The 26,067-nt window shown below is 51.1% G+C and carries 21 protein-coding genes and 1 pseudogene; 6 read left to right on the forward strand and 16 right to left on the reverse strand.

Annotated elements, in window-relative coordinates; all coding sequences use genetic code 11:
- Positions 1–10: 10 nt before the first annotated feature.
- Entirely contained in the window at positions 11–274 is a 264-nt protein-coding gene (gene yhcN / locus ACJHYO_RS03260; RefSeq protein ID WP_000695690.1) for a peroxide/acid stress response protein YhcN, read from the forward strand.
- Between the two features lie 54 nt (positions 275–328).
- Here the strand turns inward: yhcN and ACJHYO_RS03265 are convergent, their stop codons facing one another.
- The 4 genes from ACJHYO_RS03265 to aaeX form a co-directional block, all read right to left on the reverse strand.
- Complete coding sequence (locus ACJHYO_RS03265; RefSeq protein ID WP_001029013.1) at positions 329–601, reverse strand: barstar family protein; 273 nt, start codon at positions 599–601, stop codon at positions 329–331.
- 91 nt (positions 602–692) lie between these two features.
- Positions 693–2,660 (reverse strand): p-hydroxybenzoic acid efflux pump subunit AaeB, encoded by a 1,968-nt coding sequence (gene aaeB, locus ACJHYO_RS03270; RefSeq protein WP_000510964.1) that lies wholly within the window; start codon positions 2,658–2,660, stop codon positions 693–695.
- 5 nt (positions 2,661–2,665) lie between these two features.
- A complete protein-coding gene (aaeA, locus tag ACJHYO_RS03275; protein ID WP_000854033.1) occupies positions 2,666–3,598 on the reverse strand; it encodes a p-hydroxybenzoic acid efflux pump subunit AaeA in 933 nt (310 codons plus the stop codon).
- A 7-nt stretch (positions 3,599–3,605) separates the two neighbouring features.
- Entirely contained in the window at positions 3,606–3,809 is a 204-nt protein-coding gene (aaeX, locus tag ACJHYO_RS03280; RefSeq protein WP_000051841.1) for a p-hydroxybenzoic acid efflux pump operon protein AaeX, read from the reverse strand.
- Positions 3,810–3,991: 182 nt separating this feature from the next.
- Here aaeX and aaeR point away from each other — a divergent pair, with 182 nt between their 5' ends.
- Entirely contained in the window at positions 3,992–4,921 is a 930-nt protein-coding gene (gene aaeR / locus ACJHYO_RS03285; RefSeq protein ID WP_000440317.1) for an HTH-type transcriptional activator AaeR, read from the forward strand.
- A 127-nt stretch (positions 4,922–5,048) separates the two neighbouring features.
- Here aaeR and tldD read toward each other — a convergent pair whose 3' ends face one another.
- The 8 genes from tldD to csrD form a co-directional block, all read right to left on the reverse strand.
- A complete protein-coding gene (gene tldD, locus ACJHYO_RS03290; RefSeq protein WP_000055909.1) occupies positions 5,049–6,494 on the reverse strand; it encodes a metalloprotease TldD in 1,446 nt (481 codons plus the stop codon).
- A gap of 155 nt (positions 6,495–6,649) precedes the next feature.
- Positions 6,650–10,450, reverse strand: a complete 3,801-nt coding sequence (yhdP, locus tag ACJHYO_RS03295) for an AsmA2 domain-containing protein YhdP (protein ID WP_085455561.1) — start codon at positions 10,448–10,450, stop codon at positions 6,650–6,652.
- Between the two features lie 67 nt (positions 10,451–10,517).
- Complete coding sequence (gene rng / locus ACJHYO_RS03300) at positions 10,518–11,987, reverse strand: ribonuclease G (RefSeq protein WP_000123197.1); 1,470 nt, start codon at positions 11,985–11,987, stop codon at positions 10,518–10,520.
- Complete coding sequence (gene yhdE / locus ACJHYO_RS03305) at positions 11,977–12,570, reverse strand: nucleoside triphosphate pyrophosphatase YhdE (protein WP_000203099.1); 594 nt, start codon at positions 12,568–12,570, stop codon at positions 11,977–11,979. The genes rng and yhdE overlap by 11 nt, the downstream gene beginning before the upstream one ends.
- A gap of 8 nt (positions 12,571–12,578) precedes the next feature.
- Positions 12,579–13,067 carry a rod shape-determining protein MreD gene (gene mreD / locus ACJHYO_RS03310; RefSeq protein ID WP_000179409.1) on the reverse strand — a complete coding sequence of 163 codons (489 nt, stop codon included), beginning with the start codon at positions 13,065–13,067 and terminating at the stop codon, positions 12,579–12,581.
- Positions 13,067–14,170, reverse strand: coding sequence for a rod shape-determining protein MreC (mreC, locus tag ACJHYO_RS03315; RefSeq protein ID WP_000802519.1), 1,104 nt, complete (start codon positions 14,168–14,170; stop codon positions 13,067–13,069). Before mreC ends, mreD begins: the two co-directional genes overlap by 1 nt.
- Before the next feature lie 65 nt (positions 14,171–14,235).
- Positions 14,236–15,279 (reverse strand): rod shape-determining protein MreB, encoded by a 1,044-nt coding sequence (mreB, locus tag ACJHYO_RS03320; protein ID WP_000913396.1) that lies wholly within the window; start codon positions 15,277–15,279, stop codon positions 14,236–14,238.
- Positions 15,280–15,583: 304 nt separating this feature from the next.
- Positions 15,584–17,524 carry an RNase E specificity factor CsrD gene (gene csrD, locus ACJHYO_RS03325; RefSeq protein ID WP_001241448.1) on the reverse strand — a complete coding sequence of 647 codons (1,941 nt, stop codon included), beginning with the start codon at positions 17,522–17,524 and terminating at the stop codon, positions 15,584–15,586.
- Between the two features lie 151 nt (positions 17,525–17,675).
- On the opposite strand from csrD, the gene ACJHYO_RS03330 reads away from it, so the two are divergent.
- From ACJHYO_RS03330 to accC, 4 genes and pseudogenes are all read left to right on the forward strand, one after another.
- Positions 17,676–18,650, forward strand: coding sequence for an MDR family oxidoreductase (locus tag ACJHYO_RS03330; protein ID WP_001148484.1), 975 nt, complete (start codon positions 17,676–17,678; stop codon positions 18,648–18,650).
- A gap of 185 nt (positions 18,651–18,835) precedes the next feature.
- A pseudogene (locus tag ACJHYO_RS03335) lies at positions 18,836–19,223 on the forward strand (sulfoxide reductase heme-binding subunit YedZ); the annotation flags it as partial.
- A 404-nt stretch (positions 19,224–19,627) separates the two neighbouring features.
- Entirely contained in the window at positions 19,628–20,098 is a 471-nt protein-coding gene (gene accB / locus ACJHYO_RS03340) for an acetyl-CoA carboxylase biotin carboxyl carrier protein (protein WP_000354622.1), read from the forward strand.
- A gap of 10 nt (positions 20,099–20,108) precedes the next feature.
- Positions 20,109–21,458 carry an acetyl-CoA carboxylase biotin carboxylase subunit gene (accC, locus tag ACJHYO_RS03345; protein WP_000884645.1) on the forward strand — a complete coding sequence of 450 codons (1,350 nt, stop codon included), beginning with the start codon at positions 20,109–20,111 and terminating at the stop codon, positions 21,456–21,458.
- A 91-nt stretch (positions 21,459–21,549) separates the two neighbouring features.
- On the opposite strand, the gene ACJHYO_RS03350 is transcribed toward accC, so the two are convergent.
- From ACJHYO_RS03350 to ACJHYO_RS03365, 4 genes are read right to left on the reverse strand one after another with little or no spacing between them, the layout of a single operon-like run.
- On the reverse strand, positions 21,550–22,596 hold the full coding sequence (locus tag ACJHYO_RS03350; protein WP_000787048.1) for an aldose 1-epimerase family protein: 1,047 nt from the start codon (positions 22,594–22,596) through the stop codon (positions 21,550–21,552).
- Entirely contained in the window at positions 22,593–23,555 is a 963-nt protein-coding gene (locus ACJHYO_RS03355; RefSeq protein WP_000048610.1) for a sugar kinase, read from the reverse strand. The genes ACJHYO_RS03350 and ACJHYO_RS03355 overlap by 4 nt, the downstream gene beginning before the upstream one ends.
- Positions 23,556–23,576: 21 nt before the next feature.
- Entirely contained in the window at positions 23,577–24,566 is a 990-nt protein-coding gene (locus ACJHYO_RS03360) for an ABC transporter permease (protein WP_000137052.1), read from the reverse strand.
- Positions 24,567–26,066 (reverse strand): sugar ABC transporter ATP-binding protein, encoded by a 1,500-nt coding sequence (locus ACJHYO_RS03365; protein WP_410232403.1) that lies wholly within the window; start codon positions 26,064–26,066, stop codon positions 24,567–24,569.
- Position 26,067: the final 1 nt, after the last annotated feature.

Below are 26,067 nucleotides of genomic sequence, written 5' to 3' on the forward strand. Positions count from 1 at the left end.
GGTAAAAATCATGAAAATCAAAACCACTGTTGCTGCATTAAGTGTGCTTTCTGTTCTCTCTTTCGGTGCATTCGCTGCCGACTCCATTGATGCTGCACAAGCACAAAATCGTGAAGCAATCGGGACCGTATCCGTAAGTGGTGTGGCGTCTTCGCCAATGGATATGCGTGAAATGCTGAACAAAAAAGCGGAAGAGAAAGGCGCAACGGCCTACCAGATTACTGAAGCTCGTAGTGGTGACACCTGGCACGCTACGGCTGAACTGTACAAATAAACCCTCATCGTCTTGTCCGACGATATTGCCCCCGGTTCGGGGGCTTTTTTTGCGCTAATGACGAACATTAAAACGCAAATGCCCTTCCAGCTCTTCCTCTGCCTCATCAAACAGCAATATTAACGCGCCAAAACGGCGACGCGTTTTCTCTCCCAGATGAACAAATTCAATCTCAAGTGGTAGCGGCAGGACATCGTTCATTAACACATCCCATAGTGAGTCGAGATCGCGTACCTTATCTTTCGCCAGACCAAAGGTTTGGCTAAAGTCACGATAAAAATCCTCCTGACTCTCAATCTCATCAAAATCAAAGGTATAAATATTCATCTGTTGCCACCGTCACGTTTCGCGGCGAGTTCTGCCGTTCATCGCTAAGTATAGCCATGAAAAAACCGACGCTTCGGGCGCCGGTTTTGACTTAACTATCGGTCAACGCATGTTGATACTTATGGAGCATACCCGTAAGCCGATGTACTGGTTCCGTCACCTGCGGTGGCGCTTGCCAGATGCGTAGCTTTTCCTGGTAGATTTCCAGTTCTTCCAGCAACTGGCCAAAGTACCGACGACGTTTATCATCGCTACGGGCAGATATCACATGGTCTGCTGTGCGGCGCATTTGCCGGTGAAACGCCGATAAATCCTCGTTAACCGGAATCGGCGCATCACGCAGGCGCTGGTGCGCGATAATCATCGTCAGCGCCAGGCGAAATTTCGGCAAATCCCCCGGGAACTTATTCATCAGCAAAAACAGCTGCTGATAAAGTGCCGGGAGGTGATTCTCTTTACGACGTGCCACATTGGTAGTCATCGCGGAAACAGCGGCAGAAACAAACTGATTAAGCAGTACACGTCCAGTCCTGTCGCGCGATTTATCCCGCACCAGCAAAATAACGGTGAACGCGAGCACACAGCCGACGATTTGCCCTAATGCGCTGTCGAGAAACTGACTGAAATGGAAAGTCATCGGGTTATCCAGCACGATAATGTTTATGGTGCTGGCCAACGCCCCCATCGAGCCCAATCTCCGTTTCTGTACTTCTATACCGAGGAAGAATCCCAGCACTGCCAGGCTAATACACAGCAGCAACATGCTCTGTTGGGTATTAGGGATAATCACCAAAAAGTAGAGCAGCCCTAACGGTAGCGCTGCCAGCGTCCCGTAGATAAAGTCGATCGCCACCATGCGTGGATTCGGCAAACGCATTGCCAGTGACGTCACTACCGCAATCATCACCATTGCACCACTGCCGGAAGTCCAGCCCGTCCACAGCCAGAAAAGCGTGCCCAGAATGCAAGAAAGTGTGGTTCGCCAGAAGTTAACCATTGCATGATGACGTTCGGCTGACTCTACTTTTACTTCCGGTTCGCCTTGCAGGATCTCTTCTTCGGTGGCGTTGATTTTTGTGTTACTGATAACGCCGCGCTTGAGAAGCTGATAACGCGTTGCCGCCGCGACCCAGCTATAAATGGTGACAGGCGTTTCCCGTTCCCCGGTCCAGGCGATCACTCTCCGCAGGCGTTTGAGCTGCTTGTGGACGTCCTGCGCAGTTTCTACCGGCGTGTCAAAAAATTCGCGGAAAGTATCAGTGATCAATTCCGGGCGCGTATTCTGAATAAGATAAGTTTCGCAGGATTGGGTAATCAGCGTCAGCGATAGTGTATTGATCGCTTTTAAACGTCGATTGGCCCGCGCCCAGCGGGAAGATTCCATATTCAGGTTGCTGCGCATACCTTGTAACGCCGTAGTACGTCGCACCAGATCGCCCCAGGCTTTATCGACAACTTCACCATCGCCATGCTTGATACAGAGTTGCATTAATTGATATTGCGCGACCAGCAAACTTTCCAGCTCTCGATCCACTTCTTGTTTGATCGATCGCGGAGAAAAGAGCAAATCCGCCATAATTGCACACACAATACCGATAACGATCTCGCTACAACGTTCGACGGCAAACTGCGGCGTAAGCAATGGTTCCGGCTGAATGGTGATCACAATGATCAGCGCGGTATAACCGGCCAGCCCCCACGCATACGAGTTTTCTATTCGTACCAGCGAGGATATCCAGGTACAAAAACCGGCCCAGATACAGCACACCAGAATCATCAATAATGGTGCTCGGATCATCGCAATGATGATTACCAGTCCGGCAATACAGCCAATAAATGTGCCGATGATGCGCAAAAAGCCACGATAGCGAATAGCGCCAGAATACGGTTCACCTCCCGCAGCAAAGGCCGGACCGGCGGCAACAATCGCCGCTGTCAGTACCGCCCAGCGTGGCGTTTCCAGCTGGAAGTGAAAGCCAACAAACAGCGCCAGTACAATGGCGGTCGCCAGTTTTACCGCAAAGCGAATATGTTGATTAGCAATGGAGAAAATACCCATCGTGATTAACCAAACTCACGCAGGCGATGAGCCATTTTACGGAAGAACGAATCCTGACTTTCGTCGCGATCTTGTTTGCCAGTGACTACCACCGTAGCAGTGGTGCCCGCAGGCCAGATGTTCTCTTGCTGGTTGTCGAGACGAATACGTACCGGAACACGTTGCGCCAAACGTACCCATTCAAGGTTAGAGTCGATGGTCGCCATCCCTTTGTCGTCACGCGTGCTGCTGGCATTGGTGACCCCTGCGGCAACACTATCAACAGTCCCTTTCAGCACTTTGTTACTGCCAAGCGGCGTGATCTCCGCACGATACCCAGGGCGCACCCCTTCCAGCTTAGTTTCTTCCATATAGGCCAGTACATAGAAGGAGTTCTGTTTCACCAGCGCAACCGCCGTTGATCCTCGAGTAATAAACTCACCGGTATAGACGTTGAGGTTGGTCACCCAGCCATCTGCTGGCGCGCGGATGACTGTACGTTCAAGATCCAGTTTTGCCAGATCGCGGGTCGCCTGCGCTTTCGCTAACTGATGCAGAACTGTTTGTAGTACGTTGTTGGCCTGGTCGATCTCTTCGCGAGACATCGCCTGCACACCGAGACGGTTACGACGTCCGGCCTCCTGGCGTTTCTCCTGTGCCAGTACCTGATAATAAGCAACATCGGCTTGCGCTTCCTCAAGCGCCTTTTGATAACGCGGCTGGTCGATGGTGAACAGTACCTGTCCTTTTTTCACCAGCTGGTTATCATGAACATTCACCTGGGTAATGAGTCCAGAAACGTCCGGCGCGATCGCAACGACGTCAGCGCTAAAGCGCGCGTCACGCGTCCACGGGGATTCGGTGTAATAGACCCAGGCATTAAAAATTGCGATGAAGGCCAGAATGACTAATACGACCGTGATGGCCGTACGGGAGAATTTTCTTATTAGTGTTTTCACTTCAACCTCAAACGAACAGTCGCGATATCAAATAAAACAAGCAGCAATAGAGCGCGGTGTTGAACAACGCCGGATGCCAGACAAAGTCGTAAATACCTGTTGGCACAAGTACCCGGCGCACCAGCCAGAAAATCGCCAGTGATAAAAGCAATTCGAAAAATATCGGTGGGAAGGACAGCCCAAACACCACGATAACGGGAAACAGACTCATGTTGACCTTGGTTGTATAGAGAGAGCAGGCGTTATTATTTTCAGCATCTGTCGCCGCAGAGAAGGGCATGGAAAGCCGGGCGAGAGCAACATTGCTGTAGATTGATATTTAATATATTAACGTAACTGTTATGCTGTTATCTATATTATGTGATCTAAATCACTTTTAAGTCAGAGTGAATAATGGAACGACTAAAACGCATGTCGGTGTTTGCCAAAGTAGTTGAATTTGGCTCTTTTACCGCCGCCGCCAGACAGCTACAGATGAGCGTTTCGTCCATCAGTCAGACGGTGTCAAAACTGGAAGATGAGTTGCAGGTAAAGCTGTTAAACCGTAGCACACGCAGCATTGGCCTGACCGAAGCCGGCAGAATTTACTACCAGGGCTGCCGTCGGATGCTCCATGAAGTGCAGGATGTTCATGAGCAACTGTATGCCTTCAATAACACCCCCATCGGGACGCTGCGCATTGGCTGTTCTTCAACTATGGCACAAAATGTTCTCGCCGGGCTGACGGCAAAAATGCTGAAAGAATACCCAGGTTTGAGCGTCAATCTGGTTACCGGAATTCCTGCCCCCGACCTGATTGCCGACGGTCTGGATGTGGTGATCCGCGTCGGCGCGTTGCAAGATTCCAGCCTGTTTTCCCGCCGTCTGGGCGCGATGCCAATGGTGGTGTGCGCCGCAAAAAGCTATCTCACACAATACGGCATACCAGAAAAACCCGCCGATTTAAGTAGTCATTCATGGCTTGAATACAGCGTGCGACCCGACAATGAATTTGAACTGATCGCACCGGAAGGGATCTCGACTCGCCTGATCCCGCAAGGGAGATTTGTGACTAATGATCCGATGACGCTGGTGCGCTGGCTGACGGCGGGTGCCGGGATCGCCTACGTGCCGCTGATGTGGGTGATCAACGAGATCAATCGCGGGGAACTGGAGATCCTGCTGCCACGTTACCAGTCAGACCCACGCCCGGTTTATGCGTTATATACCGAAAAAGATAAGCTGCCGCTGAAGGTACAAGTCGTGATCAACTCGCTAACGGATTATTTTGTTGAGGTCGGTAAATTGTTTCAGGAGATGCACGGGCGCGGGAAAGAGAAGTAATTAATATTGTACTGTTACGTTGTACAAACCTGTGCCAACGGGTTCCCCTCACCCTAACCCCAGAGGGGCGAGGGGACCGTTCGTACACGGAGAAGGATTAATTATCCTTCTGAAAATACTGAAATTATTACGCAGTACCGCCAACAGTCAGGTTATCAACTTTCAGCGTTGGCTGGCCCACGCCAACCGGCAAACTTTGCCCTTCTTTACCGCAGACACCCACGCCGTTATCCAGTTTCAGGTCGTTGCCAACCATCGAAATCTGCTGCATGGTTTCGATACCGGAACCAATCAACGTTGCGCCTTTCACCGGCTTAGTTACTTTACCGTTTTCAATAAGATACGCTTCTGAGGTGGAGAAAACGAATTTGCCGGAGGTGATATCCACCTGGCCGCCACCAAAGTTCGGTGCATAGATACCGTACTCAACGGATTCAATAATTTCCTGCGGGGTCGATTTACCCGGCAGCATATAGGTGTTGGTCATACGCGGCATGGGCAGATGAGCGTAGGATTCACGGCGACCGTTGCCAGTCGGCGTCATCCCCATCAAACGCGCGTTGAGTTTATCCTGCATGTAGCCTTTCAGAATGCCGTTCTCAATCAGCACGTTGTACTGGCCTGGCGTACCTTCGTCATCAATCGCCACCGAACCACGGCGATCGACCATCGTGCCATCATCAACCACGGTACACAGTTCTGAAGCCACCAACTCCCCGACCTGTCCACTAAATACTGAAGTGCCACGGCGGTTGAAGTCGCCTTCCAGACCGTGACCCACCGCTTCATGCAACAGCACGCCCGGCCAACCTGCGCCAAGTACTACCGGCATGGTGCCCGCTGGTGCAGCAACGGCAGAAAGATTGACCAGCGCCATACGCACTGCTTCTTTTGCCCACGCATCCGCACGGACTTCGCCGTCGAGATCGGCAAGGAAGAACTCATAACCAAAACGACCGCCACCACCACTGGCACCGCGTTCGCGTTTGCCATCTTCTTCGACCAAAACGCTCACGGAAAGACGCACCAGCGGACGGACATCCGCCGCTAGTGTGCCGTCGGTGGCCGCAACCAGAATTAATTCATAGACACCACTGAGGCTGGCAGTCACTTCCTGTACGCGCTTGTCCGCTTCGCGGGCAACCTTATCGACGCGACGCAGAATATCCAACTTCTCTTCACGGCTCATGCTTTGCAGCGGATCTACCGAGGTATATAACGGGCTATGCTCTACCGCGCCCAGCGTCTGTACTTTGCCATCACCACTATCACGGACGATGGTGCGCGCCGCTTGTGCACTCTGTTCCAGCGCCAGCAGGCTGATTTGGTCAGCATAAGCAAATCCGGTTTTTTCACCACTGATTGCACGCACGCCAACGCCCTGATCGATGTTGTAAGAACCATCTTTAATAATACGGTCTTCTAAAACCCAGGATTCGTGATAGCTCGACTGAAAATAGAGATCGCCATAATCAAGGCGACGTTCGGCCAGTTGACCGAGGATCGCGAACAAGTCCTGATGTTTCAGGCCGTTCGCCGCTAGCAATTGTTCACTTACCAGGTTCAGACTCATCGTTTTTGCTACTCGTTAGTTACTGCAGTAGAGGATTTTTTACGGCTGCCGGATGCGGCGTGAACGCCCTGTCCGGCCTACGGTTATGTTCTGGCTCGTTGGCCTTTGGCAACGATTATCATATGAGATTGGGGCAATTACGCGCCCTCGTCAAATCATTGCGCTTTTTCTTTGCGCGGTTGTCGCAACACTTCGTTGATTTGCGGATCGTCCAGCGGACCCGAAATGTGATAGCGCAAAATGGAGACTTTGCTCCACAGCGGTCCCAGCACTTTACTGGCGGCAAACACTGCCGCGCCAACAATGGGGTTAACCGCAAAGGCCGCAGCCACGCCGACCGTCGCAGAAATCTCTGGTGCGACAACCGCTTCCATATTCAGGTCGCGACGTACCAGATTTACCGACCCTTTCATAGCGATGTCCGCTTCCAGGCCATCCACCAGCGTGTCGTCGGTGTGCATAACGCCGTCTTTAATCCACGCGGTGCTGCGAATGGAGTCAAAATAGAACCCTTCGCCAAAAGTGTCTCTGAAATCAAAACGCAGCTTACGCATCAGGGCATCTACGCTCAATAAGCGCAGCAATTGCCCGGCATGTCCGGTATTGATTTCGGTAATTTCGCCTTTACCCAGTTGAGTATGAATGATGCCATTCAACGTCGCCTCATCTGGCTGCCAGGGTGCTTTGCGCCAGTGTAAATCGTAATCCACATTAAATGACGACTGGCGTATGGGCGTCGTGACACCAAAAAATTCTGCGGCGGCATCAATTTTCTGCCCGCGCAGTTTTCCTTTCAGCGAGGTACGTTCATTCCCCGGATTGTTAACCCATTCACCATCGGCAGTGAGCCGCGAAAAACCAGTATCAATCAGTCCATTAGTCAGCGTTAACGTATCGCCAGAAATGGTGATATCACTGTCAATACGACCGAATTTTTGCCCCCAGAACCAGCACTCTGCGCATCGTATTTGTGCGTCTGGCCAGCCACGGAAGTTAATGCGTTCCGTTGTCGGGAAAGGTGATGACTGTGTTGAATCACCACGAGTTTTCGCCACGCTTGGGTTGTAATAAAGATATTTGATATTCGCCAGCCACGGTGCGTTATTACGCATCGCCAGCGTGGCGTTGATTTCACGCCCTTGCGCCTCAACCAGGGTGCCATTTGCCGTCGGTTGCGAAACAATACTCAGGTTATTCCATTGCTGATTTCCCAGCGACAACATAGGCGTACGTAACGTTATGTGTTGTGGGAAACTCGCTGCACCACCGACACTCTCCGCCGCGCCTTTCTGGAACAGGGCCAGCCACTCGGCACCATTCATCGGCGGCATATTGAGTTCAACGCCACTTTGTTCCGGCAACGGCGGGAGCGTTTTACTGTCTGCCGCCCAAATAGCACGATCGAGCGTCAGCTTTTGACCGAGCAACCAGCGGCTATTGAAATGGTTATCCGCACCAGCCTGTCCGGTTAATTCAAAGCTGTTGAGATTGCCATCAACCTTAACGTTTACCGGTAGTGGTTCACCCGCAGGTTTGGCTAACGGTGAAGGTAAGTGACTGCTCACATTCTTCAAATCGCCGTTCAGCTCTACGTTATACGTCGCGCCAGCATGATAAGGCAGCTCAATGCCCACTTTACCATCCCACGCCACGCTGCCACTTAATGCTTCGTTCACCGCTGCAGGCAGAACGCCGGTTTTCGCTGGTTGCCAGTTACCGTTGAGATTCACCGCGACCTGGTAGGCTTTTGCCCCTTCTTTGGTGGAAAAATCCACGTTCAACGGCTGATTAAACCAGCTTGCTGTCAGTGGTTCACTTTGCAGATCGCCATTAATAAAGCTGAATTTCCCGCTCAAATTTTTCAGGGTGCTGTCGAGTGGTTTGATAAACAGACTGTTATTACGCAGCGTCACTTCACCTTTCGCGGTTACCAGTTCGCCGTTCAGCGGAATATCGAGATGTAAGCGAGCATTCACATCGCCGTCGAGCTGGAGTTCTTGCAGGGTCGCCCCCAGAGAATCTTTCAGCGGTGTCTCATCAAAGTAAGGGCCAACGGCTTTACCCGGACCTTTAATGTCAGCGTCAATCAGCAGTTTTTCTTTTGAGTAGTCAGGGATCACTGCGGTGAGATTACTCGCGCGCACGCCGCCCAGATTAACGCCATCGGTTTTCATCCATAAACCGTCGTTAATAAAGTCCAGTTCAATATCAAGGTTAGTTAATGCAGGCCAGTCCGGCTGGAAGGCAAACTTCGCGTTGCGCAGCGGCACCAGCACTTCAAACTGACCTTCGTTGTGTTTATAGGGGAAGAGTTGCGGATTGCCACCATAAACCAGCGTCGCGTTATCCGCTTCACCGCCCTGAATCGCGCCACTTAAGTAATCAACCAGGTCTTTACCCATCAAGTTTTCCGGGAAATAGCGCCAGGCTTGTGAACCATCATCGGTACTGATGCCAGCCAGAATACCCAGCCAGGGTTCATCGTTAGCAGGTTGCAGGTAACGAAAACCGCCGCGCGCATGGACGGCTTTGGCTTTAACGTCAATATTACGCCCATCCAGCTGGAAACCTTTGTCATTGTTCAGCCAGCTTATCGTTGCCTGGCCGTCGGCGATTTCCAGTGGCGCACGGAATACCGTTTCGTAAGGCATCTTTGCCTGCTTCATCGACGCGGTAAGCAAACCATTTTCTACGCTGCCGGAAAGCGTCCCGGAGAAGTGTTCCGCACCCGGTAATAATTTCCATTGCTTCCAGGCCAGATCGCTCCACGATGCCTGAAAACGGGTCTTGTCTGCAGCCTGAAGCGGGATATCCAGCGCCAGAGTGTTAATCTTGCCGCTCGGTTGTGTGGAGCGCCAAACATCACCCAGTGCAGGTGAAAGTTTCGCGACCAGCGGGCGTACGCCCTCCAGGCCTGCCAGCTCCAGATTACTGGCACGAATCCGGAGTTCGTCACTGCGTTTATTGTCTTTGCCGCCAACGTCCTGTTCCGGTATCCAGGCCAGCGTCAATGCTCCGCTCGGCCAGGGTTTGCCGTCCATCGTGATCCGTGTATCGGGAATAGAGAACTGCCATCCCGGATTTTCACGCGTAATATGCGCAGTCAGATTATCCACCGACAGCGTATGTGTTTCCTTCTCGCCCAACCAGCTGGCACCGCCCTGTTTCAGCCAGACGTCACCGCCGGTTACATCGCCTTTGTCGATCGTCATCCAGCCTTCAAGGGAGAACTGTGCCGTTTCCAGCGCAATATTGTCCTGCATCCATTTACCGAGCCACGGCTTCAGGTCGATGTCATCCGCCTGGAGCCAGACGCGACCATTGCTTAACAACCCCTCATCATCGCGCAAATCCATACGCACCTGCATCACGCCGTGCTGTCCGGTAAGGCTGGAGAGGCTTACCAGGCCTTCCGCACGGTGTCGACGTGGATCGTTCAGCCAGGTGAGCTGTGGGATCGCCAGCTCGGCGCGCTGACCGGATGGCGTCAGGAAACTGACTTCACTGTCGCGGAGATCGAAATGGTCAAATTGACGAAGAAACAGATCGCTGATGTGACTGGCTTCCAGGCTATCATTACCACCGCCGCTGGTGATAGAAGTGTTGGTGCGAAAGCGCAGCTGCCAGAAAGTGAGGTCGCGAAACTGCCAGCGCATATGTAACAGGCTCTGCCAGACATCCAGCGCCAGGGTAACGCGTTTAACCGAAAATTCGCCGCCATCTTTTAGTTCTGCACGGATGTCGTGCGCTTCAAGCGTCGGACCAAAATTCTGCCAGCTGGCTGAGAGCTGACTGGCTTCTACCGGCATGCCAGTCGCGGATTCTATTTTGTTGAGGATTTCCGGACGCCAGGCGTCAAGATGCGGTAAAGCAATACGCAGGCCGCTAACCAGCAGGGCAGCGATCACAACGAGCGCGGCTCCAGTAAGCAGTAAAATCCCCGGCAATCGCCTCACCCGTCACTCCTTGTCTGCTAAAAATGTGACTCAAAAACCCTTTGCCGGATGGCGGCCCAGCATCTGTTTACATCATTACGACGTCAAACTGCTCCTGGTTATAGAGCGGTTCAATTTGTACTTTAACCTGTTTGCCAACGAAAATTTCCACTTCCGCCAGCGAGTGTGACTCTTCACCTTTCAAGGCTTCGGCTACTGCCGGAGAAGCATAGACCAGGAAACGGTCGGAGTCGTAAGCATGGTGTACACGAACAATCTCGCGCATGATTTCATAGCATACCGTTTCCACGGTTTTCACCGTTCCGCGACCGTGGCAGGTTGGGCATTCGTTACATAGTACGTGCTCAATGCTTTCGCGGGTGCGTTTACGCGTCATCTCCACCAGCCCCAGCGCCGAAAAACCATTAACGCTGGTTTTCACCCGGTCTTTGCTCAACGCCTGCTCCAGCGAGTGCAGCACGCGGCGACGGTGATCTTCATTATTCATATCGATGAAATCAATAATGATAATCCCGCCCAGATTGCGCAACCGTAACTGGCGAGCGATAGCCTGCGTCGCTTCAATATTGGTATTGAAAATGGTGTCGTCCAGATTGCGATGACCGACAAACGCCCCGGTATTGATGTCCACGGTGGTCATCGCTTCGGTCTGGTCGATAATCAGATAACCACCGGATTTCAGTTCTACTTTGCGTTCCAGCGCTCGCTGGATTTCGTTTTCGACATCAAAGAGATCGAAAATCGGCTGGCGTCCGGTGTAATGCTCCAGCTTGCTGGTCATCTCGGGAATGTACTCCGAGGTAAACTCCAGCAATGCTTCGTAAGTCAGGCGTGAGTCAACGCGAATGCGGTCGAGTTCGGCGTCGGCGAAATCACGCAGAACACGCTGCGCCAGCGCCAGTTCTCCGTACAGCTGATAACGGGTCTGCGGGCGTTTTTTACGCTCCATAACTTTGGTCCAGACGCGTTTCAGATAAGCGGCATCGGAGGCCAGTTCAGCCTCGCCAACCCCTTCCGCTGCAGTACGGATGATAAACCCGCCCTGCTCGTCGCAATACTCTGCGACCACTTTTTTCAGGCGTTCACGTTCTGATTCGCTTTCAATTCGTTGGGATACCCCAACGTGAGAAGCCCCTGGCATAAACACCAGATAGCGAGAAGGCAGCGTGATATCGGTGGTCAGGCGCGCACCTTTAGTGCCAAGCGGATCTTTCACCACCTGCACCATCAGATCTTGCCCCTGACGGACCAGTTCCGAGATGTCGCGCACCGTGAATTGCTTTTGTTCTTCACCCGCCACACATTCGGTGTGCGGCATGATGTCAGATGCATGAAGAAACGCGGCTTTATCCAGCCCAATATCTACAAAAGCCGCCTGCATACCCGGAAGTACACGACTTACACGACCCTTGTAGATATTGCCTACTATTCCGCGTCGCGCCTCACGTTCAATATGAATTTCCTGCAGAATACCGCCATCAATATACGCCACTCGCGTTTCCGAAGGCGTTACGTTTACTAACAATTCAGCCGTCATGTTTATCCCTTTTCTCACGCAGTGCGTTAAAATTACTTAATAATTCATACGTTTCAACCAGCGGTAAGCCGACTACGGCGTGATAGCTGCCATTTATCTTCCTGACAAAACAGCCACCCAGCCCCTGAATACCGTATGCACCTGCTTTATCTAACGGTTCACCGCTGGCGACATAGCCCGCGATGTCTTCGTCTGTTAACGTTCTGAAAGTCACATCGGTGACCACCAGGCAATCGAGAATGTGCTGGCTGTCGGCCAACGCCACTGCCGTCATTACCTGATGGGTCTGACCCGATAATTTGCGCAACATCTGCACCGCATGCTCTGCGTCGCGCGGTTTCTCCAGCACTTCTCCATTCAGGATAACGATAGTATCCGCACCCAGCACCGGGAGATCCTGCGCCGTTTGCGCGACACCCGCCTGTGCTTTCTCGCGCGCCAGACGCACAACATATTGCTGCGCGCTCTCCTGCGGCTGACGCTGCTCCTCAATGCCCGTAACAATACGTTCAAAGGTCACGCCAAGTTGCGCAAGTAACTCCTGACGACGCGGAGAACCGGAAGCTAAATACAGAGAAGTCATAGAAACCTTTATTGCACTGCAAACTGCTGACGGACTTTACGCATCAGCAAGAAAATCCACGGCCAGAGAACGCCATTGACTACACTACTCCAGAACACTTCCGGTCTGAAAGAGACGTTAATCACTAAAAACTCTGCCCAGAAAACAATAATATCCACCACCAGCGAAAGCAACATGACGACCAGCGCCTGCTGCCATAATGCGAGGTTGCGGAAAAGCTGGTATTTCAGCGCCACCAGGTAAGCAATGATGCTCATCGCCAATACGCGTACGCCAAGCGTCGAGCCGCTGATCAGATCCAGTATGGCACCCATCACAAAACCTGTGCCCACATTTACGCGATGGGGCAAGGCCAGGATCCAATACAACAAGATGAGTAACACCCAGTTTGGCCGGAAAACAATCAGGTTATCCGGCCAGGGCATGATCTGCAGCAACAGCGCAATGAGGAAAGAGAGCCAGATTACCCAGCGTCCCTGGCTACGATAGCTCGCCACTATTGTCCTCCCGACGCACGCGCAGGCGGTTGAGCACCACTTTGCGGCGGCGTAGCTCTTTGTGGAGAGCGATTAGCTGCGGGCTGTGTGGGCGCAGCAGGCGCAGTAACTGCATTTCCTGTCGCCGGTTGCTGCGGAGTCGGCTGAGTGATCCCCGTTGCCGGTTCAGGTAACTTTGGCCCCATCGCGTCTGGCGAAGGCAATACCTGCGGCATCATCTGCATCAAACGTTCATTAGCAACACGATGCACCTCTTCCGGCGTCATCGGGTTAGCGCCGTTACGATCCGCGCCCCACAGCAGCAGCAGATAACGCAAACGTTGCAGTCCTGCAGTCGGACGCGCCTGAATCACAGTATAAGCGCGCTGGGTATCGAGTTTTACGGAAGAGACAACCGCGACCGGATAGCCTTCCGGGAAACGACCGCCCAGACCGGAAGTCACCAGCACATCACCAACACGAATGTCCGTATTCGCTGGCAGATGCTCAAGCTGCAAATCATCCGTACAACCGTTACCGGCTGCAATTACGCGGATATCGTTGCGCAGCACCTGGATTGGCAGCGCGTGGGTCGCATCACAAATCAGCAGCACGCGGCTGGTCAGTTTAGCGACGGCCACCACCTGACCAACAACACCTTTGTCGCTGATGACCGGCTGGCCTTCATAAACGCCATTAACGCTACCTTTATCGATAACAACTTGATCGCTATAAGGATCGTTAACCGTGGAGATAACCTGAGTCACCATTTTCTGCTCATCCTGACGCAGCGGGGAACCCAGCAGCTCGCGCAGACGCGCGTTCTCCTGTTTGTATTGTCCAAGCATCAGCAGTTCACTGTTTTTCAGCAACAGTTCCTGACGTAACGCCCGGTTTTCAAGTTCTAGTTGGTCACGCGAGGCCAGCGTCTGCGATACGCCATCCAGCAATTCACGAGGAGCATTGGAAACAAAGTAGAAAGGACTGACGGCGGTATCCATATAAGTACGGATTTGACTGAACGTCCCCAGGCGGCTGTCGGCAATAATAATGCCGAGCGCCACCAGCACCGCCAGAATAAGGCGAATCTGTAGCGACGGGCCACGGCTAAAAATTGGCTTCATAAGTTATGCGTATTCTCGTATCAGACCAGGCAGGGTAAACAGACACTTCCCCTGCCTGCATCCGATTACTCTTCGCTGAACAGGTCGCCGCCGTGCATGTCGATCATTTCCAGCGCTTTGCCGCCACCGCGCGCCACACAGGTCAGCGGGTCTTCAGCAACAACGACTGGAATGCCGGTTTCTTCCATTAACAAACGGTCAAGGTTACGCAGCAGTGCGCCACCACCGGTGAGCACCATGCCGCGCTCGGAGATATCGGAAGCCAGTTCCGGCGGGCACTGTTCCAGTGCAACCATTACCGCGCTCACAATACCGGTCAGCGGTTCCTGCAGTGCTTCGAGGATTTCGTTGGAGTTCAGGGTAAAGCCGCGTGGAACACCTTCTGCAAGGTTACGGCCACGAACTTCGATTTCACGTACTTCATCGCCCGGGTAAGCCGAACCGATTTCGTGCTTGATACGTTCTGCGGTGGCTTCACCGATCAGAGAACCGTAATTACGACGTACATAGTTGATGATAGCTTCGTCGAAACGGTCACCACCAATGCGCACGGAAGAGGAGTAAACCACGCCGTTCAAGGAGATAACAGCAACTTCAGTAGTACCACCACCGATATCAACCACCATAGAACCGGTCGCTTCAGAAACCGGCAGGCCAGCACCAATTGCGGCAGCCATCGGTTCTTCAATCAGGAAGACTTCACGGGCACCAGCGCCCTGCGCGGATTCACGAATTGCGCGGCGTTCAACCTGGGTCGCGCCAACCGGCACACAAACCAGAACGCGCGGGCTTGGACGCATAAAGCTGTTGCTGTGCACTTGTTTGATGAAGTGCTGGAGCATTTTTTCAGTCACGAAGAAGTCGGCGATAACGCCGTCTTTCATTGGGCGAATGGCAGCAATATTGCCCGGCGTACGGCCCAGCATCTGCTTCGCGTCATGACCTACTGCAGCTACGCTTTTCGGTGAACCGGCACGATCCTGACGAATGGCCACCACGGAAGGCTCATTCAATACGATGCCTTGTCCTTTTACATAAATGAGGGTATTCGCAGTACCCAGGTCAATGGACAAGTCATTGGAAAACATGCCACGAAATTTTTTCAACATACTAAGGGATAATCCTGAAAGCTGGGGCGGAAAAGAAAATCCGCTTACTTTACCAACCACACGCAGCAGCGACAAGGCGCAAAAATCATCTGCTACGGTGAAAATTAGTGCAGTTCGTTTCCTTTGTTACAAATCTCTGCCTGAGTCCAGAAAGGCTTAATGCATCAGCAGCATTCCTCGCCTGTTTGCAACCGCGTAAGGTCATTCATCTGCATATGTGCTGCAACAATCTGGCGAGCAGACAAGCACACTCCCATGAGACGCAGCGCGCGTTATTCTACGTGAAAACGGATTAAACGGCAGGTTAAACCGAGTATCTTTGTGAATATTTTTTCACGTTAGTATCAAGTGGCTGTGAGGACGCGAAAAAATCCCCTTGCCCACCTGTAACACCGCGCTGAATCAGGGTCTGCCACTCGCTTCGCGAACGCACGCCGGTGGCGTAAACCTGGGTGCTGGTCCCGGAGCAGGCTTCCACCAGGCTTTGAACCAGCAGTTGGTTCTCCGTTCGCTTCTCAATGTTTCTGACCAGCCCCGGATGGAGCTTGAGTAACTCAACATTAAGTTCTTTGATCCAACTGGTGCTTACCAGCGTCAAACCAGCCTGGTTGACGGCTACCCGTACCCCTAAAGCATTCACTAAACGAATAACAGGTTGTAAGCGACTGATATGTTGACCAACATCGGCCTCTGCAAGTTCAATAATTATGTGTCTTCGTTGCGATTTTTCACATTGCATTAACGTATCGCGCAGCCAACGCTGAAAACGCGGGCGAATCAGCGACTCAACGGTAACCTGAATCGCCAGATTTTCCTCTGGCCAGTAACGCAATAGTGGAATAAGACGGCTGATTTGCAGGCGGTCATACTCTTCCGATAAACCAAACTGCAAGACCATCGGCATATACTCTGCCGAGCTAACCTCTTCATTACCATCGAAAATGCGGCACATGAGTTCACGATGATGAACCCGGCCTTCGCGAGTAACCGCCGGTTTTTGATAAAGGCGCGGGCCGCCGCGACTGAGCATTTGCTCGATAAGCGTACGCCAGCGAACATTACCGCGTCCTTTTTCAGGCAACGAGTCATCGTAAATAGCCCAGCTATTGCCGCCCTGCAATCCCGCATTACGCGTGGCAGACTCTGCATGTTCCATTACCTGCTCGGTATCCTGACCACTACGCCAGGCACAGATACCAATGTGGATCATATCGTCGCGATCGAGCATTTTATTGTTCGGCAAGGTATCGACGGCTTTGATTAACTGACTGGCGATGCTCTCTGCCTCTTTTAACGTCCGGTGCGGTAACAGCGCAGCAAAATCACTGCGGTGGTAACGCGCCAGCAGTGCGCCAGGGTAGCGCATCATAAATGTCGATAGCAGATTCGTCAGAGAGAAGAACTGTTCTTCAACCTGGCTGTGCCCCCAGGTATCACTCAACATATTGAAATCCGGCAGACGAATCATCATCACGATCCCGTGGGTACCTACTTTCTCTTGATCTTCCAGTAACGTTGCTAACTGATTATCGAAAAAGAGTCGGTTATTGAGGCCGGTTTTCATGTCCTGGGCGGCATAAGAGCGGATCAGCGTATCAAGACGGCTGTGTTGTTCGCGTGCGTTCTGAATTTCACAAAGCAGCGTATCCAGCGCACTGCTGGTTCTGGGCGGCCATTCATAGATGGTTCCCAACACATTAGAGCCACGCTCACCGTTTAAGATACGAGTAGCCCGGGTTTCCAGCAATTCTTGCCCGGCAAGTTGCCGTTGTAACCAGCGTACCGCCAGGAAGAGCATAAGAATGATAAAGCCAATCGCCCCCGTGAGCGGCGCGGTAGTCATTAAAGAATGGAAATAGTTGCCCATCGGATCCTGATAAACCAGACGCAGCGACATCCCCGGATGCTTTATCAACGGAACGCTCAGTTCACGAAACAGATCGTTGGTGCCAACCGGACGATAACTACCATTTCTGGCCAGGGTATAAACCTGCTTATCACCATGGAGCAGGTCTACACGAACGATATCTGCCGACATCATTAATTCGGTAATTTGTGGCCTTAATGTGCTGAAGTCATTCGACACTAGGTGGGTATCAATCGCCGTCGCCACCGCCTGAACACGATGACTAAACTTATACTGAATGGCGTTGTAGAAACTTAGCGAACAGCCCAGCAAAGTCACAAAAATTGTTAACCCGGTGAGCAGCGTGACAAAGGCCGAAAATTTCGTCGTTAATCTCATCCTTGTGTTAACTCCGATAGTGAGGAAGCGGGCATACTAGCAAATCAGATTTATCTCGCAATTTATTGCGCTTCATCGGCTTTGCTTTTCCATTAGCGAGTATAGTCTTCAGAAATTATTTTCCAATCCATCATGCACATGAGGACCACTTATGCAGGCGTTACTTTTAGAACAGCAGGACGGCAAAACTCTCGCATCAGTACAGACTCTGGACGAAAGTCGCCTGCCGGAAGGCGATGTCACGGTTGATGTTCACTGGTCGAGCCTGAACTACAAAGATGCGCTGGCGATTACCGGTAAGGGAAAAATCATCCGAAATTTTCCGATGATTCCTGGGATTGATTTTGCCGGAACTGTACGCACCAGCGAAGATCCGCGTTTTCATGCCGGTCAGGAGGTGTTACTCACTGGCTGGGGCGTTGGTGAAAACCACTGGGGTGGGCTGGCGGAACAGGCGCGAGTGAAAGGTGACTGGCTGGTTGCCATGCCGCAAGGGCTGGACGCGCGTAAAGCAATGATTATCGGTACTGCCGGTTTTACCGCCATGCTGTGTGTGATGGCGCTGGAAGATGCCGGTGTTCGCCCGCAGGATGGGGAGGTTGTCGTGACGGGTGCCAGTGGTGGCGTCGGCAGTACCGCCGTGGCGCTGCTGCATAAGTTGGGTTATCAGGTCGTTGCTGTTTCCGGTCGCGAAAGTACCCATGAATATCTGAAAAGTTTAGGTGCCAGCCGTATTCTTCCTCGCGATGAGTTTGCCGAATCCCGTCCTCTGGAAAAACAAGTCTGGGCTGGGGCAATTGACACCGTTGGCGACAAAGTGCTGGCAAAAGTGCTGGCGCAAATGAATTACGGCGGCTGCGTGGCGGCCTGTGGTCTGGCGGGTGGTTTTACTCTGCCAACCACGGTCATGCCATTTATTCTGCGTAATGTCCGTTTGCAAGGGGTGGATTCAGTAATGACGCCACCAGCACGCCGCGCACAAGCCTGGCAGCGACTGGTCGCCGATTTACCGGAATCATTCTATACCCAGGCGGCAAAAGAGATATCTCTGGCAGAGGCACCGAAGTTTGCCGAGGCCATCATTAATAACCAGATCCAGGGTCGCACGCTGGTGAAGGTTAACTAACCATTTAGCAGGGAATAATAAGAGAGGGAACTCATTTTGAAATCATTATTCAATCGGTTAACGGGAAAAGCGGTTAGCCGGACAGCTTTCGTCGAACATCTTGGTCATGAAGTTGTACAACATCATCCAAACTGGAAAGTCATGATTTCGACTGACCATAAATTGATGCGCATTGATACTCCACCAAACAGCCATTATTGATACGCCTCCGTCGCCTGTTAGGTTTATGGTGCTTTGCCTTGGCGACGCTACGCTTAATCTGTTACTGATTTCTGGTACCATGGGGGGAATAATCTGATTTTATTTGATTACAAATTAACCACTTAAACCTATTGAATGCGGAACATTGTCAGTCGGTTAATTTTGCGTGCTTTAGCATTCACATCTATCCAGACGATGAAGTGAAAATTGCGTAATCCTCAGCAACCGCTGCGTAATGTCGTCTATCTTGTCGCGATCCTGGCATCCCTACATTATTTGTGGTCTGTGAAGATTATCTCATTGCAGCCCCTCATCTTCGCAGGGCTGGCTTTACAGCTTTTCACCTTACGTTATAAGAAGTTCCGTCGATGATGGCGCTAATTTCGTGAATTGTGCGGCTTGTTGCAAATTACACGGTGTTGAAGGTTATTTACATGTTAGCTGTTGATTATCTTCCCTGATAAGACCAGTATTTAGCTGCCAATTGCTACGAAATCGTTATAATGTGCGACCTCGTCCTCCCTGACGCAGTTTTTGCGCTGCGGAAAAGGTGACATTGGCGCAACGAAGGTATATTTTGTTTTTTGCCGGAGGATAGCAGCAGATCGCTGCACAATGTCCGTCAAGTCTAACATTGACACTCTGGGGCAAAATAGACCGGCGTCCCGGCCTGCTGGAATTTATCGCTATGCATACAGCTGTCGGGGCATACGCTTTACAGACGGCGGTGAAACGCCTGTCACAATCACACTAAACAAAGAGTACGGAACCCACTCATGGATATTCGTAAGATTAAAAAACTGATCGAGCTGGTTGAAGAATCAGGCATCTCCGAACTGGAAATTTCTGAAGGCGAAGAGTCAGTACGCATTAGCCGTGCAGCTCCTGCCGCAAGTTTCCCTGTGATGCAACAAGCTTACGCTGCACCAATGATGCAGCAGCCAGCTCAATCTAACGCAGCCGCTCCGGCGACCGTTCCTTCCATGGAAGCGCCAGCAGCAGCGGAAATCAGTGGTCACATCGTACGTTCCCCGATGGTTGGTACTTTCTACCGCACCCCAAGCCCGGACGCAAAAGCGTTCATCGAAGTGGGTCAGAAAGTCAACGTGGGCGATACCCTGTGCATCGTTGAAGCCATGAAAATGATGAACCAGATCGAAGCGGACAAATCCGGTACCGTGAAAGCAATTCTGGTCGAAAGTGGACAACCGGTAGAATTTGACGAGCCGCTGGTCGTCATCGAGTAACGAGGCGAACATGCTGGATAAAATTGTTATTGCCAACCGCGGCGAGATTGCATTGCGTATTCTTCGTGCCTGTAAAGAACTGGGCATCAAGACTGTCGCTGTGCACTCCAGTGCGGATCGCGATCTAAAACACGTATTACTGGCAGATGAAACGGTCTGTATCGGCCCTGCTCCGTCAGTAAAAAGTTATCTGAACATCCCGGCAATCATCAGCGCCGCTGAAATCACCGGCGCAGTAGCAATCCATCCGGGTTACGGCTTCCTCTCCGAGAACGCCAATTTTGCCGAGCAGGTTGAACGCTCCGGCTTTATCTTCATCGGCCCGAAAGCAGAAACCATTCGCCTGATGGGCGACAAAGTATCCGCAATCGCGGCGATGAAAAAAGCAGGCGTTCCTTGCGTACCGGGTTCTGACGGCCCGCTGGGCGACGATATGGATAAAAACCGCGCCATTGCTAAACGCATTGGTTATCCGGTGATTATCAAAGCCTCCGGCGGCGGCGGTGGTCGCGGTATGCGCGTAGTGCGCAGCGACGCTGAACTGGCACAATCCATCTCCATGACCCGTGCGGAAGCGAAAGCAGCTTTCAGCAACGATATGGTTTACATGGAGAAATACCTGGAAAATCCTCGCCACGTCGAGATTCAGGTACTGGCTGACGGTCAGGGCAACGCTATCTATCTGGCGGAACGTGACTGCTCCATGCAGCGCCGCCACCAGAAAGTGGTCGAAGAAGCACCGGCACCGGGCATTACCCCGGAACTGCGTCGCTACATCGGCGAACGTTGCGCTAAAGCGTGTGTTGATATCGGCTATCGCGGTGCAGGTACTTTCGAGTTCCTGTTCGAAAACGGCGAGTTCTATTTCATCGAAATGAACACCCGTATTCAGGTAGAACACCCGGTTACTGAAATGATCACCGGCGTTGACCTGATCAAAGAACAGCTGCGTATCGCTGCCGGTCAACCGCTGTCGATCAAGCAAGAAGAAGTTCACGTTCGCGGCCATGCGGTGGAATGCCGTATCAACGCCGAAGATCCGAACACCTTCCTGCCAAGTCCGGGCAAAATCACCCGTTTCCACGCACCTGGTGGTTTTGGCGTACGTTGGGAGTCTCATATCTACGCGGGCTACACCGTACCGCCGTACTATGACTCAATGATCGGTAAGCTGATTTGCTACGGTGAAAACCGTGACGTGGCGATTGCTCGCATGAAGAATGCGCTGCAGGAGCTGATCATCGACGGTATCAAAACCAACGTTGATCTGCAGATCCGCATCATGAATGACGAAAACTTCCAGCATGGTGGCACTAACATCCACTATCTGGAGAAAAAACTCGGTCTTCAGGAAAAATAATTTGTGACGCGCGGTGTTTTCATCGCGCTTAGCAAAGAACGTAATCAACGCCGGGCCTGTTAATGCTACCCGGCGTTTTTATTGCCGTTAACTAACGGTAGCCTGCAATTTCCGCTTTCAACGCGCTAATTTCAGCATCGCCATCAACAATTCCCAGCTCAAAGCAGTATTTCTTTGTTTCCCCTGGTTCAATAAAGGGCAGACGCCCCTGCGCTCGTTCTTTATCACGACCGTCAAGAAAACTATTACTGACCTCCAGTCCCATAACATATTCACCCGCGCCTAAATTTTTCCACTGGATAAAGTTGGGTAGCTGCATGATGTCGAATTTCTCGTAAATTCCCCACCCCAGTTCGGCGTTCACCAGCGCAACTTTACTCATCCCCTGACTGTCGCTATTCAACGTGAGATAGTAAACCTGCTCGTCAAAACCGGGCTGTGGGGTACAAATCTCCAGATGACTGGCTAACCCTTCCGCCGCATGCGGGGTTCGTGGCGTTACGCTTTTAGCAGACAGCAAAATTTCTGCCTGTGGCGATAATAAAGGCCAGCCGTAATTAAAGTGATAAAGAATTTGCAGCGGCTGGCGGGTGAAACCATGATTAGTCACCTTGTCTTCAATGCGCATTACATTTTCGCCATAACGGCAGCGAATGGTCCTTTCCAGCGTCAGATTTTCACCGAACAATCGTGTTTCCCGTACTTTGCCATTGATGACAAATTCAATGCTGTCGTCGGTCCGTTCTGTGCGATACCCCACCTCTTCTGCTGGAGTCGCAGCCAAACGCCCGTGTAACCCCAGCGTTTCTCCGTCATCCTCACAGGGCGTGCCAATGTAGCTAAGTCCGCAGGTAGTCAGTAACCCCGCGTAGAAGCTACGTAAAAACCCGTTGCCCTGAGACTCAAAAAAAGCGGGGGCGACAATGCCGTTGGGGGTGATAAAAGAGAGCGCAGTGTCCTTGTAGCTGGCCCATGCAATATCCAGCGCGCGATCTTTTACCACCGTAAATGCCAGTCCCGCACCAGTACGGACATCAAACGCTTCTGTCCCCTTTGCTCTGCCACTACGTAACTCATAGTGTTTAATTCCGGCAACCTGCGAGAGATCGCCAATCCACGACCAAATTTCGTTTTTCATTGTGCTGCTTCCCGAATGGACATGTCATGGCGCTGGATGAACGCTTCGATTTCCGCAAGGCGAGACGTTCCCTCCATTGGGCCACGTCGGGTTACCGCCAGTGCACCGCAGGCGTTGGCATATTGTAATGCCCGATGGGCGTCAAACCCTAGCTGGCGGCAGGCAATCCATGCGCCACCAAAACAGTCTCCCGCACCGGTCGGGTCAACTTCTTCCACCGGATAGCTCTCAACATGAAACTGCTCATTCGCGGAGTAGTAACTGGCTCCTTGATTGCCGCGCTTCACAATCACCTCTTTAACACCTTCTTCAAGAAAACCAGCGATTGCACGCTCCGGCGTCGAGTGTGGCGACAAGAGCAACACTTCCCCCTCACTGGGCATATAGATATCCGTTAACTCAAGAACAAAGTGGAGGGCATCGCGCATTTCTGGAATATCAAGCATTTCTTTACGAATATTCGGGTCGAAAGAAATAACGCCACCATTTGCTTTAACGATGGTTACTGCTTTTTTTACTGCGTCTACCATATGGAATGAAAACAGGGATGAACCCATAATATGAAAATGGGTACAATCCTTCAGAATATTTTCATCAACATGCTGTGCCGATAATTTACCGCAAGCGGCATTCTTGATATTAAAAATAAAATCGCGATCGCCAGAGTTATGATAAGTAACAAAGGCACTACCGGTGGCTTCCAGAGGTAAGACTGAAATCCCCCTGATGTCCACACCGTCAGCAGCCAGACGATGTATATTAATATCACCAAAGCCATCATTCCCCACGCAGCTAATGATGCCGCACGGGACGCCAAGACGTGTCACCTGGTCGATAAAAATAGCGGGCGCACCACTGGGATAAGGGCCGTTCCAGATACCTGGTTGATCAAATGGCTGGCCGATTTTACTCGCCATAATTTCAACCAGAATTTCTCCAATTGTGAAGACCTTACTCATATGATTAATTCCTTGAAATGATTAGCTGCGTTTTCTTTTATTTCTTACGTCAAAATAAACGGCTACAAGAATGACTAATCCTTTAACCACCATCTGGTAAAAATAAGGAACATTCATTAAGTTCATGCCATTATTAATAACGCCGATGGTTAATGCGCCGATCACCGTCCCCACCACGGTTCCATAGCCGCCGTTCAGGCTGGTGCCTCCCAGTACAGCCGCGGCAATAGCATCCAGTTCGTAGCTCAACGCGGAATTCGGTTGCCCGGAATAGAGGCGTGAGGCAAGGATCATCCCGCTGATACCTGCCAGCACGGCTGTAATCATAAAGACTTTAATTTTCAAGCGGGTGACATTTATCCCTGAATAAATTGCCGCTTCTTTATTACCACCAGTGATATAAATCTTTCGTCCAAAGGTTGTTTTAGTAAGAATGAAATGGTTAATCAGCAATAAGATAATTAATATCCAGATTGGAATAGGTATATAGAGAAATTCTCCATTCCCCAGCGCCAGAAAGGCATCATCTTTAATCATGATGGGCATACCATCGGTCACTATATAAGCGATACCACGGAAGATCCCCATAGTAGCAACGGTGACAATAAACGACGGGATCCCCGCTATAGCCGTCAAGCCACCATTTATCATCCCCAGAGCCAGTGCTGCAATAATGGATAATGGGACCAATAAAACAAATGGAATTCCCCATGAAGCCCCAAGCGCAGCAAATGTGCCAATCAATGCAATGGTTGAACCGACCGATAAATCAATATCGCCAAGCAAAAGCACATAAGTCATTCCATAGGCGGTAATTGCAATTATCGAAACCTGAAGAATAATATTAGTAATGTTATTGGCGGTAAAAAAACTGTCATTAATAAAACTGAACAGAATGATTAACACCACCATTCCACTGAGGATACCACCATATTGCCTGAAGACTTTTTTAAAATTATTTGCAATGGGAATTTCCGAAGGTTTCGGACTGGCAAGAGTTTTCTCTGTCATTTAACGTACTCCTGTTGCAGCGGTCATTACCTGTGTCTGCGTTAAATTTTCACATGAATAAATATCGGCAATCGTTTTATTACGCATTACCACCAGACGATCGCTAAGTGCCATGACTTCTGGCAGTTCAGAGGACACCAGAATAATTGCTGTCCCTGCCGCAGCCAGTTGACGTATCACGTTATAGATTTCAAATTTTGCGCCGACATCCACTCCGCGCGTTGGCTCATCGAGCAATAAAATACGCGGAGTTTTCTCCAGCCACTTCGATAACACGATTTTCTGTTGATTACCGCCGCTCAGTGCTCCCACTGCCTGATGCACAGAACTCACTTTAGTGTTCATTCTGGCAATTGATTGCAGCGTCTTCGCCTCTTCTTGTCGGTGATTGATGAGTCCCATCCGCGAAGCGTTATATTGAAACGCCACATGGTGCGTGTTCATATTGACGTCGTGCATCAGCACTAACCCTTCTTCCTTGCGGTTTTCGGTCACAAAAGCAATGCCATGATCAATAGCCTGTTTGGGATTAGCGATCCTGACTTCCTTACCATCAATCAACACAGTCCCGTGATACGAAACGAGGCCAAATAGCGCCTTCATCACATCGGAACGCCCGGCCCCCACCAGGCCAAAAAATCCGAGGACTTCCCCCGGACGCACAGCGAAACTGACCTCTTTAAAAAGCGAAGGATGGGAAAGATTTTTTACTTCCAGTTTTGCAGGAACATTTTCATCCGGTTTTTCCCCAAGACGTGCTGGCCAAATATTTTTCATTTCCCGACCAACCATTTGGGCAATCAAGTGCTGGATATCACTGTTTTTCTTTTCATGCGTAGCGATATACTCACCGTCGCGGATCACCGAAATATCATCTGAAATCCGCATAATTTCATCCATGCGATGAGAGATATAAATAACCGCACAGCCTCGCTGCTTTAATTTTTCAATAATGTTAAACAGAATCTCCGCTTCATTATCACTTAGCGAGGATGTCGGTTCATCCATAATCACGACATCCGCTGCATAGCTTAAGGCTTTGGCAATTTCTACCAGTTGCCTATGTGCCATCGACATATTGCCGACCATTTCCAGAGGGTCTAGTGGGATGCCCAGTTCCGCGAGGAGGTTCTGGCAATCTGCGAGCATTTTTTTATCGTTAATGATGCCAAAACGTCGCGGTTCATTATTGGCATAAATATTTTCCGCCACGGTCATATTATTACTCAGGCTCAGTTCCTGAAAAATAATCGCAATCCCTAACTGGCGAGAATGCTGCGGATTATTAATGGTGATGGTTTCACCACGTAGTGTTATCGTTCCCTGGGTTGGCGGATAAACACCGGCCAGTATTTTCATTAATGTCGATTTACCGGCACCATTCTCGCCTAATAAAGTATGCACCCGCCCTTTACGTAAAGAGAGTGTAATATCTTTTAATGCCTGAGCATGACCAAATGTCTTCGCAATATGCGAAACATCAAGAATAACATCCGTCATA

This window comes from Escherichia sp. WS1118, from assembly GCF_046487695.1.
GTDB lineage: Bacteria > Pseudomonadota > Gammaproteobacteria > Enterobacterales > Enterobacteriaceae > Escherichia > Escherichia coli.

Excerpts from the sequence above, each read along its gene's own strand:
- yhcN (WP_000695690.1), top strand. The coding sequence starts at position 11 with ATGAAAATCAAAACCACTGTTGCTGCATTAAGTGTGCTTTCTGTTCTC.
- ACJHYO_RS03265 (WP_001029013.1), bottom strand. The coding sequence starts at position 601 with ATGAATATTTATACCTTTGATTTTGATGAGATTGAGAGTCAGGAGGAT.
- aaeB (WP_000510964.1), bottom strand. The coding sequence starts at position 2,660 with ATGGGTATTTTCTCCATTGCTAATCAACATATTCGCTTTGCGGTAAAA.
- aaeX (WP_000051841.1), bottom strand. The coding sequence starts at position 3,809 with ATGAGTCTGTTTCCCGTTATCGTGGTGTTTGGGCTGTCCTTCCCACCG.
- aaeR (WP_000440317.1), top strand. The coding sequence starts at position 3,992 with ATGGAACGACTAAAACGCATGTCGGTGTTTGCCAAAGTAGTTGAATTT.
- tldD (WP_000055909.1), bottom strand. The coding sequence starts at position 6,494 with ATGAGTCTGAACCTGGTAAGTGAACAATTGCTAGCGGCGAACGGCCTG.
- rng (WP_000123197.1), bottom strand. The coding sequence starts at position 11,987 with ATGACGGCTGAATTGTTAGTAAACGTAACGCCTTCGGAAACGCGAGTG.
- yhdE (WP_000203099.1), bottom strand. The coding sequence starts at position 12,570 with ATGACTTCTCTGTATTTAGCTTCCGGTTCTCCGCGTCGTCAGGAGTTA.
- mreC (WP_000802519.1), bottom strand. The coding sequence starts at position 14,170 with ATGAAGCCAATTTTTAGCCGTGGCCCGTCGCTACAGATTCGCCTTATT.
- mreB (WP_000913396.1), bottom strand. The coding sequence starts at position 15,279 with ATGTTGAAAAAATTTCGTGGCATGTTTTCCAATGACTTGTCCATTGAC.
- csrD (WP_001241448.1), bottom strand. The coding sequence starts at position 17,524 with ATGAGATTAACGACGAAATTTTCGGCCTTTGTCACGCTGCTCACCGGG.
- ACJHYO_RS03330 (WP_001148484.1), top strand. The coding sequence starts at position 17,676 with ATGCAGGCGTTACTTTTAGAACAGCAGGACGGCAAAACTCTCGCATCA.
- accB (WP_000354622.1), top strand. The coding sequence starts at position 19,628 with ATGGATATTCGTAAGATTAAAAAACTGATCGAGCTGGTTGAAGAATCA.
- accC (WP_000884645.1), top strand. The coding sequence starts at position 20,109 with ATGCTGGATAAAATTGTTATTGCCAACCGCGGCGAGATTGCATTGCGT.
- ACJHYO_RS03350 (WP_000787048.1), bottom strand. The coding sequence starts at position 22,596 with ATGAAAAACGAAATTTGGTCGTGGATTGGCGATCTCTCGCAGGTTGCC.
- ACJHYO_RS03355 (WP_000048610.1), bottom strand. The coding sequence starts at position 23,555 with ATGAGTAAGGTCTTCACAATTGGAGAAATTCTGGTTGAAATTATGGCG.
- ACJHYO_RS03360 (WP_000137052.1), bottom strand. The coding sequence starts at position 24,566 with ATGACAGAGAAAACTCTTGCCAGTCCGAAACCTTCGGAAATTCCCATT.
- ACJHYO_RS03365 (WP_410232403.1), bottom strand. The coding sequence starts at position 26,066 with ATGACGGATGTTATTCTTGATGTTTCGCATATTGCGAAGACATTTGGT.